The organism is Streptococcus oralis (genome assembly GCF_001983955.1).
GTDB classification, from domain to species: Bacteria; Bacillota; Bacilli; order Lactobacillales; family Streptococcaceae; genus Streptococcus; species Streptococcus jiangnanensis.
In genome coordinates, this window is record NZ_CP019562.1 from 1,959,998 (window position 1) to 1,966,910 (window position 6,913).

Annotated in this window: 5 protein-coding genes; all 5 read right to left on the reverse strand. The window is 36.1% G+C overall.

Annotated features, from left to right (window positions below; translation table 11 throughout):
• Positions 1-13: 13 nt before the first annotated feature.
• The 5 genes from mfd to dnaN all read right to left on the reverse strand — a co-directional run bounded on the left by mfd (position 14) and on the right by dnaN (position 6,755).
• Entirely contained in the window at positions 14-3,517 is a 3,504-nt protein-coding gene (gene mfd / locus BWR56_RS09810; protein ID WP_076984880.1) for a transcription-repair coupling factor, read from the reverse strand.
• Positions 3,518-4,087: an aminoacyl-tRNA hydrolase gene (pth, locus tag BWR56_RS09815; RefSeq protein ID WP_076984881.1), complete on the reverse strand. Its 570-nt coding sequence runs from the start codon at positions 4,085-4,087 to the stop codon at positions 3,518-3,520.
• A 72-nt stretch (positions 4,088-4,159) separates the two neighbouring features.
• Positions 4,160-5,275, reverse strand: a complete 1,116-nt coding sequence (ychF, locus tag BWR56_RS09820; protein ID WP_001218700.1) for a redox-regulated ATPase YchF — start codon at positions 5,273-5,275, stop codon at positions 4,160-4,162.
• An 84-nt stretch (positions 5,276-5,359) separates the two neighbouring features.
• A complete protein-coding gene (locus BWR56_RS09825; RefSeq protein WP_000285184.1) occupies positions 5,360-5,554 on the reverse strand; it encodes a DUF951 domain-containing protein in 195 nt (64 codons plus the stop codon).
• Between the two features lie 64 nt (positions 5,555-5,618).
• A complete protein-coding gene (gene dnaN, locus BWR56_RS09830) occupies positions 5,619-6,755 on the reverse strand; it encodes a DNA polymerase III subunit beta (RefSeq protein WP_049505008.1) in 1,137 nt (378 codons plus the stop codon).
• Positions 6,756-6,913: the final 158 nt, after the last annotated feature.

Consider the following 6,913-nt stretch of genomic DNA (forward strand, 5'->3'; position numbering starts at 1 on the left):
TAGAAGAAAAATGTTAAATGGGATTTGCTTCCTTTGATTCTTTTATCTCTAATAAACTTTCTCCAAAAATCAGCAAACCTTCTAAAATTTCATAATCCTTCTTGTTTCGGACATCGAATACAACTTCCATTAATCCCTTATTCTCAGCTATGGCTGCTTTTAAGTTCGTTGCGGATAAAGCTTTAAAATAATCTTGAGCCAAGAATAGTCGTTGAGTGACTTTTTCAAATTGAACTGTAATCTTATTTTCTTTTCTTTCCACACGTTCTACAAATACCTTGTCAAAATATGACTTGACCAAACCAATCTCTAAAAGATATGCTACTACATCTGGGTATTCTCCAAAACGATCCATCAATTCTTCTTGTAGTTCTTCATAGTTTACACGATTGTCAATTTGACGAATTTTCTTGTAAATTTCAATCTTATGTCGTTGATCAGAAATATAAGTGTCAGGAAGATAGGCGTCGATTTGTAAAATCAACTCAGCATTTCCTTTGATTCTTTTATTCCCATTACCGTTCCGTTTAGCGATAGCTTCCTCTAATAACTGTGAATACAATTCAAAACCAACAGAATCAATGAAACCAGACTGCGATTTTCCTAGGAGATTTCCTGCTCCACGAATCGAAAGATCTCGCATCGCAATCTTAAATCCTGAGCCTAATTCTGTAAATCCCTTAATCGCTTCTAATCTCTTTTCAGAGACTTCACTGATTGATTTTTCTGGACGATACATGAGATAGGCATAAGCAATACGATTACTACGACCGACTCTTCCTCTTAATTGATACAAGGTTGACAAACCCATATGGTCTGCATTTTCAATAAATAAGGTATTGGCATTTGGAATATCTACCCCTGTCTCAATAATAGTAGTCGTCACCAAAATATCATACTGACCTTCAATGAAATCAAGTAGAGTATTTTCCAACTGAATTTCACTCATTTGTCCATGAACATATCCAATCGAAGCCTCTGGAATCAACTCCTGTAATTCTGAAACCTTCTTATCAATAGTGTCAACTTTGTTGTAAAGATAGTAAACTTGACCTCCACGCTCCATTTCACGCAAGACAGCATCACGAATGACACTATCATTCTTCTCTAATACATAGGTTTGAACAGGATAGCGATTGGTTGGAGGAGTTTCAATAACAGACAAGTCTCTGATTCCTAGCATAGACATATGAAGAGTACGAGGAATCGGCGTTGCTGTCAAGGTTAGAACATCCACTTGTTTTTTCAGTTCTTTCAAAGTTTCCTTATGCTTAACACCGAATCGTTGTTCCTCATCAATAATCATCAAGCCCAAATCAGAAAACACAACATCTTTTGACAAAACACGATGCGTTCCAATCAAAATATCGACTTGACCATTCTTTAGTTTTTCAAGTGTTTCTGCCTGCTCTTTTTTACTTCTAAAGCGACTCAACACATCAATATTAACAGCAAAATTTTGGAATCGTTCCTTAAAATTCGTATAGTGCTGTTGCGCTAAAACCGTCGTTGGAACTAGAACGACAACCTGTTTGTGATCATTGACTGCCTTAAAAGCAGCACGCATTGCAACTTCAGTCTTTCCAAAACCAACATCCCCAACTAAAAGTCGATCCATGGGATGAGAATCCTGCATATCTCTCTTAATTTCCTCAATACTACGAAGTTGATCATCCGTTTCAACATAAGGGAAAGCATCATCAAAAGCATGTTGCTCATCATCATCAGTTGAAAAAGCAAAGCCTTTCAATTGACTGCGTTCAGAATAGAGTTTGATTAAATCGTCAGCTATATCCTCCACCTGGCTCTTAACTTTTTGCTTGGCTTTTTTAAAATGACCATCATTTAATTTATTAAGTTTTGGAGGTTTCCCATCACTTGAAACATATTTAGACAGTAACTGAATCTGCTCTACTGGGATGGAGATTTGGTCACCATTTTGATACTGTACACTGACATAATCACGGTGAATACCTTGGATTTCAATTGTTTCGATTCCTAAATATTGACCAATTCCATGGATATGGTGAACAACGTAGTCCCCTTTTTCAAGTTCATTATAATCTTTTAATCGCTCTGCGTTTGAAGCATGTTGTCTTCGAAAACGACGTTTTAATTTCTTTTGAAAAATCTCATGTTCAGTAATCAAGAGAATTTTTTCATCTACAAAATGAAAACCATGTCTTAGATTACCCTCAATCAAGTTTACAGATTCTTTACAGATACTTGACTTATCTCTGGAATCCAATTTGATCTGATATTCCTCTAAAACATCCTCCAACGTCTTACTTCCCATTGAATTGCTAGACTGCAAAACAATGGTGTAGTCCATTTTTTTGTATCGCTCAATTTCTTCTTTAAGAAAAGAAAACTGATTGAAAAACTCCTGCATAGGGTATTGATTAAATTGATAAATGTGATCAAACTTAAGATTTCCTAAGCCCTTTTGCAGATTGGAGAAAAAGGTAACTGGACTTTGTTTTTTATAGGTTTGCTCTGTATCTGCAAAATACTGCATCCCAGAAAATGATTTGCCATTCTGTAAATCTTCTGTAAAGTATTGCGCTAATTCTCTTTCAAAGGCTTCATACTGATTCATCAATTTTTGATAGTCATCAAAGAATACTGGTGTATCTTTTTCAATATAATCAAATACAGTCCATGTTTTATCATAACATAAGGACAAAAACTTTCGACTATCTGAATGTACTTGTTTTTGATGAAAACTTGACAAAATTTCTTCTAGATAGGATTTCAAAATTGGCGATAGAGTCTTCGAAATTTGCTTTTCTAAAGCTGACTGACCTCGTTGATAATCCTTTTCTCTCAAAAGTATGTCGCTAGCTGGAAAGATAGTGAGGTTTGTCTGATTTTCTTTCGATAATTGTGTTTCAACTTCAAAAGTACGAATACCATCTACTTCATCGCCAAAAAACTCGATTCGGAAAGGTTCTAACTGAGACATCTCAAAAATATCTAAAATGTCTCCTCGAATACTAAACTCACCTTGTGTCTGTACTTGAGTAACTTTTCGATATCCAATTTCCTTTAACCGGTGAAGTAGCTCGTGTTGGTCATATTCTTCGCCAACTGCAATTTTTATAGTACTTTCTTTAAATCTAGTCGGAGAGGGTAAAATTAACCGACTCGCTGCGATATTACAAACTAAAATCCCTTTCTTAGACGGATCACTCAAAAAACGCAAGGCCTCAACCCGCGAAATGATTTTTTCTTGCGAAGACATCAAAAACTCTACCATAGGAGAGTCATCAACCAAAAATGGATAGACAAGTTCCTCTCCTAAGAGAGAAAGAAGATCACTGATAATTCGTTCTGCTTCACCATAAGTCGAGGTCAGTAACACAATCTTATTTTCTTTTTCTAGGCTGCTTGCAATTGCAAGAGCCTTGGTAGACGTTGATAAACCAAGTATTAGTTGTCTTTTCTTATCTATCAGATTTTGATGCCATTTTTTTATCTGATCATTTTCTGAGAATAAATCTAATAAAGTCACCATTTAGCCGTTATACCTCTGCATTGTTTTCTCAAAGTTTTTCTCTTGGAAATAGTAGTTTACAGCATCGTCAACCTTGTCAATAGACTGTAAAATCCCCACATAGTCATCCTGATCAAACTTACTTAAAACATGGTGAACCACTGACGTGCCTTTTTTAGGTCTTCCAATACCTATTTTAATACGGTTAAATACCTGAGTCCCTATATGTTGAATAATAGACTTGATACCATTATGCCCACCTGCTGAGCCCTTTGCTCTTAAACGAATTTTCCCAACTTCCATGTCAAGATCGTCGTAAATAACGAGTAAATCTTCAATATCCAAACCATAGTAAGTCAATAAAGCATGAACCGCTTTTCCACTTTCATTCATAAATGTTGTTGGTTTGACCAGATAAATTTTTTCTCCATTGAGGAAAAAAGATGCTAGGTCAGCTTGAAATATCTTGTCATGTGTAAAGGTAACATTTTGTTTTTTGACCAATTGGTCAATCAACATAAATCCAACGTTGTGCTTGGTTTCAAAATATTTTTCCCCTGGATTTCCTAATCCAACAAGTAATTTAGTCATTTATTTTCCTTTCAAAAGCCAAAAGGGTTGGAATTTTTTTCCAACCTAATTGACACTATTTATTAAATGTTATTAAACGTTAAAGCGGAATTCCATGATATCGCCATCTTGAACGATATATTCTTTTCCTTCTTCACGTAAGCGTCCAGCTTCTTTTACAGCCTTTTCAGATCCGTATTTCACTAGATCCTCATATGACATGGTTACCGCACGAATGAAACCTTTTTCAAAGTCTGAGTGGATAATACCAGCTGCTTGAGGAGCTTTCATCCCTCTCTTAAAGGTCCAAGCACGGACTTCTTTTTCACCAGCTGTAAAGTAAGTTCCGAGTCCTAGTAGATGGTAAGCAGCTCGAGTCAACTTATCAACACCTGATTCTGTCAAGCCAAGTGCTTCAAGAAACTCTTGCTTATCTTCATCATCTAACTCAGAAATTTCTTCTTCAGCACGCGCGGAAATAACAACTACCTCTGCATTTTCTGTCGCTGCAAATTCTCGAATTTGTTTAACATAGTCTATAGAATCTGGATCTGAAACGACATCCTCATCCACATTAGCAACATAAAGAACTGGTTTAGTGGTTAAAAGGAAGAGACCTTTGACAACCTTTTGTTCCTCATCTGTAAATTCAATAGTTCGAGCTGATTTTCCATCCTCAAGGACTGGTTTAATCTTTTGAAGAACGTTAAACTCTGCTACTGATTCTTTATCTTTTTGCGTACGTGCCATCTTTTCTACACGCGCGTAGCGTTTATTAACTGATTCTAAGTCAGCAAGAATCAATTCTAGGTTAATGGTATCAATATCTGCAAGTGGATCCACAAAGGCGTCTTCACGTCCTTGCTCGCGCATCACATTTTCATCATCAAAAGCACGAACTACGTGAACAATCGCGTCTACTTCACGGATATTGGCCAAGAATTTATTACCTAGACCTTCTCCTTTTGAAGCTCCTTTTACAATCCCTGCAATATCTGTAAACTCAAAGGTTGTTGGAACTGTCTTTTTAGGAGTAATCATTTCCGTTAGTTTTTGTAGGCGTTCATCTGGAACTTCCACCATCCCAACGTTTGGATCAATAGTCGCAAATGGGTAGTTTGCCGCCTCTGCTCCTGCTTTTGTAATTGCATTAAAAAGGGTTGATTTACCAACGTTTGGCAAACCAACGATACCTGCTGTTAAAGCCATAGTTTCTCATTCTCCGTTCTCATTTCAATCCCTAACATTATAACACAAAAAGGGAAAACTTGCTAACCCTCTAACTAAGGGTTCTTAGTCAATAATCTTATTCATTTTTCGTTCAAAATCATAGCGACTCATCATAACAAGGTGGTCACAATTGCTACATTTGATTTTGATATCTGCCCCTACGCGTGTAATTTCCCAACGATTAGCTTTTTTACCTGTTGATTTAATTGTGCAAGCATGTGGTTTTTTCATCTCAACAAAATTTCCAACTTGATACATACTACTCTCCTTTTCTGTTTTGATTATATCATAAAAGAGGCGAGCCAGGCTCAACCTCTTTCACTTAATTTGTTCGAACTGGTGTGATAAGCTGCATGAAATCTTCGTCAGTATCTGCTGGCACAAGAGTAAATGGACGAACTGCTGAGATAAAGCTAATGGTCACCTTCTCGCTATTTAAAGCCTTGAGGGAATCAATCAAGTAAGTTGGGTTAAAACTAATAGTCAAATCATCACCAGTCACATGCTCCGTATCGATTTCTTCGTTTACTTTACCAACTTCTGGAGAGTGAACATGGGCGCTAACAACTCCACCTTTAATTTCAAGTTTCACAGTACCATTTTGAGTCGCACTTGATAAGAGACGTGCACGCTCCATAGATTGACGCAAATTAACCACATCAAAAGTAATTGTAGTGTTAAAGTCTGTTGGAATCAAGCGATCTGTATCAGGATAATTACCTTCTAGGAGACGAGTGTAGAAGCTAATATTTTCGCTTCTAAAGAGGATTTGATTATTTGCAAAGAAAATCTCTACAGTTTCAATATCATCTGTAAATACCGCTGAAAATTCGCGGAGAGAGCGGCTAGGAATCACCACATCGAAATCATCTCCATTTTTTTCAAGAGTCAATTTCTTCTGGCTAAGGCGGTGTGAGTCTGTCGCAACTGTTTTTAGTTCCTTGTGTTGGCTCAATACGAAGTGGACACCTGTTAAGATGGGACGACTTTCTTGCGTACTTGCAGCAAATGCTGTTTCATTGATAATTTTCTTGAGTAGTTTTGTTTCAAGAACCAAAGGTGTGCTAGCTGAAATTTCTTGGATACGAGGATACTGTTCGCTATCTTTTCCTTTTAGAGTAATTTCTGATTTACCACTTGTTAAGACAATTTGTTTTTGTTCAATCTCTTTGAAATCTAGCGTTACATCTGGAAGACTGGATACAACATTGATAAAGAAAGAAGCTTCAAGAAGAATCGAACCCAGAGAAGTTATCAAGAGACCAGCATCTTCATTCTTTTGAGAAATGAAATTTTCAATAGAAATTTGACCGTTTGATCCAATTAAAGTAATTCCTTCATTGGTAACGTCAATTTTGATTGTTGATAAAATTGGAATAGCATTTTTAGAGCTGATTGCTCGTTTTGTAGTATTTAAGGCTTGTAGAAATATATTTTTATTAATTGAAAAATGAATCATGGATTCTCCTTTATTTATTTTTAGTATTAGAAAGTTAATAGTAATAATAGAGTGTGTGAATTCTGTGGAAAACTGAGTGCTATTTAGTAAACTTAAGCTTCTAAGCTTGTTTAAAAAATGTGGATAAAAAAGATAAGAAAGGAAAACTTATCCACAAG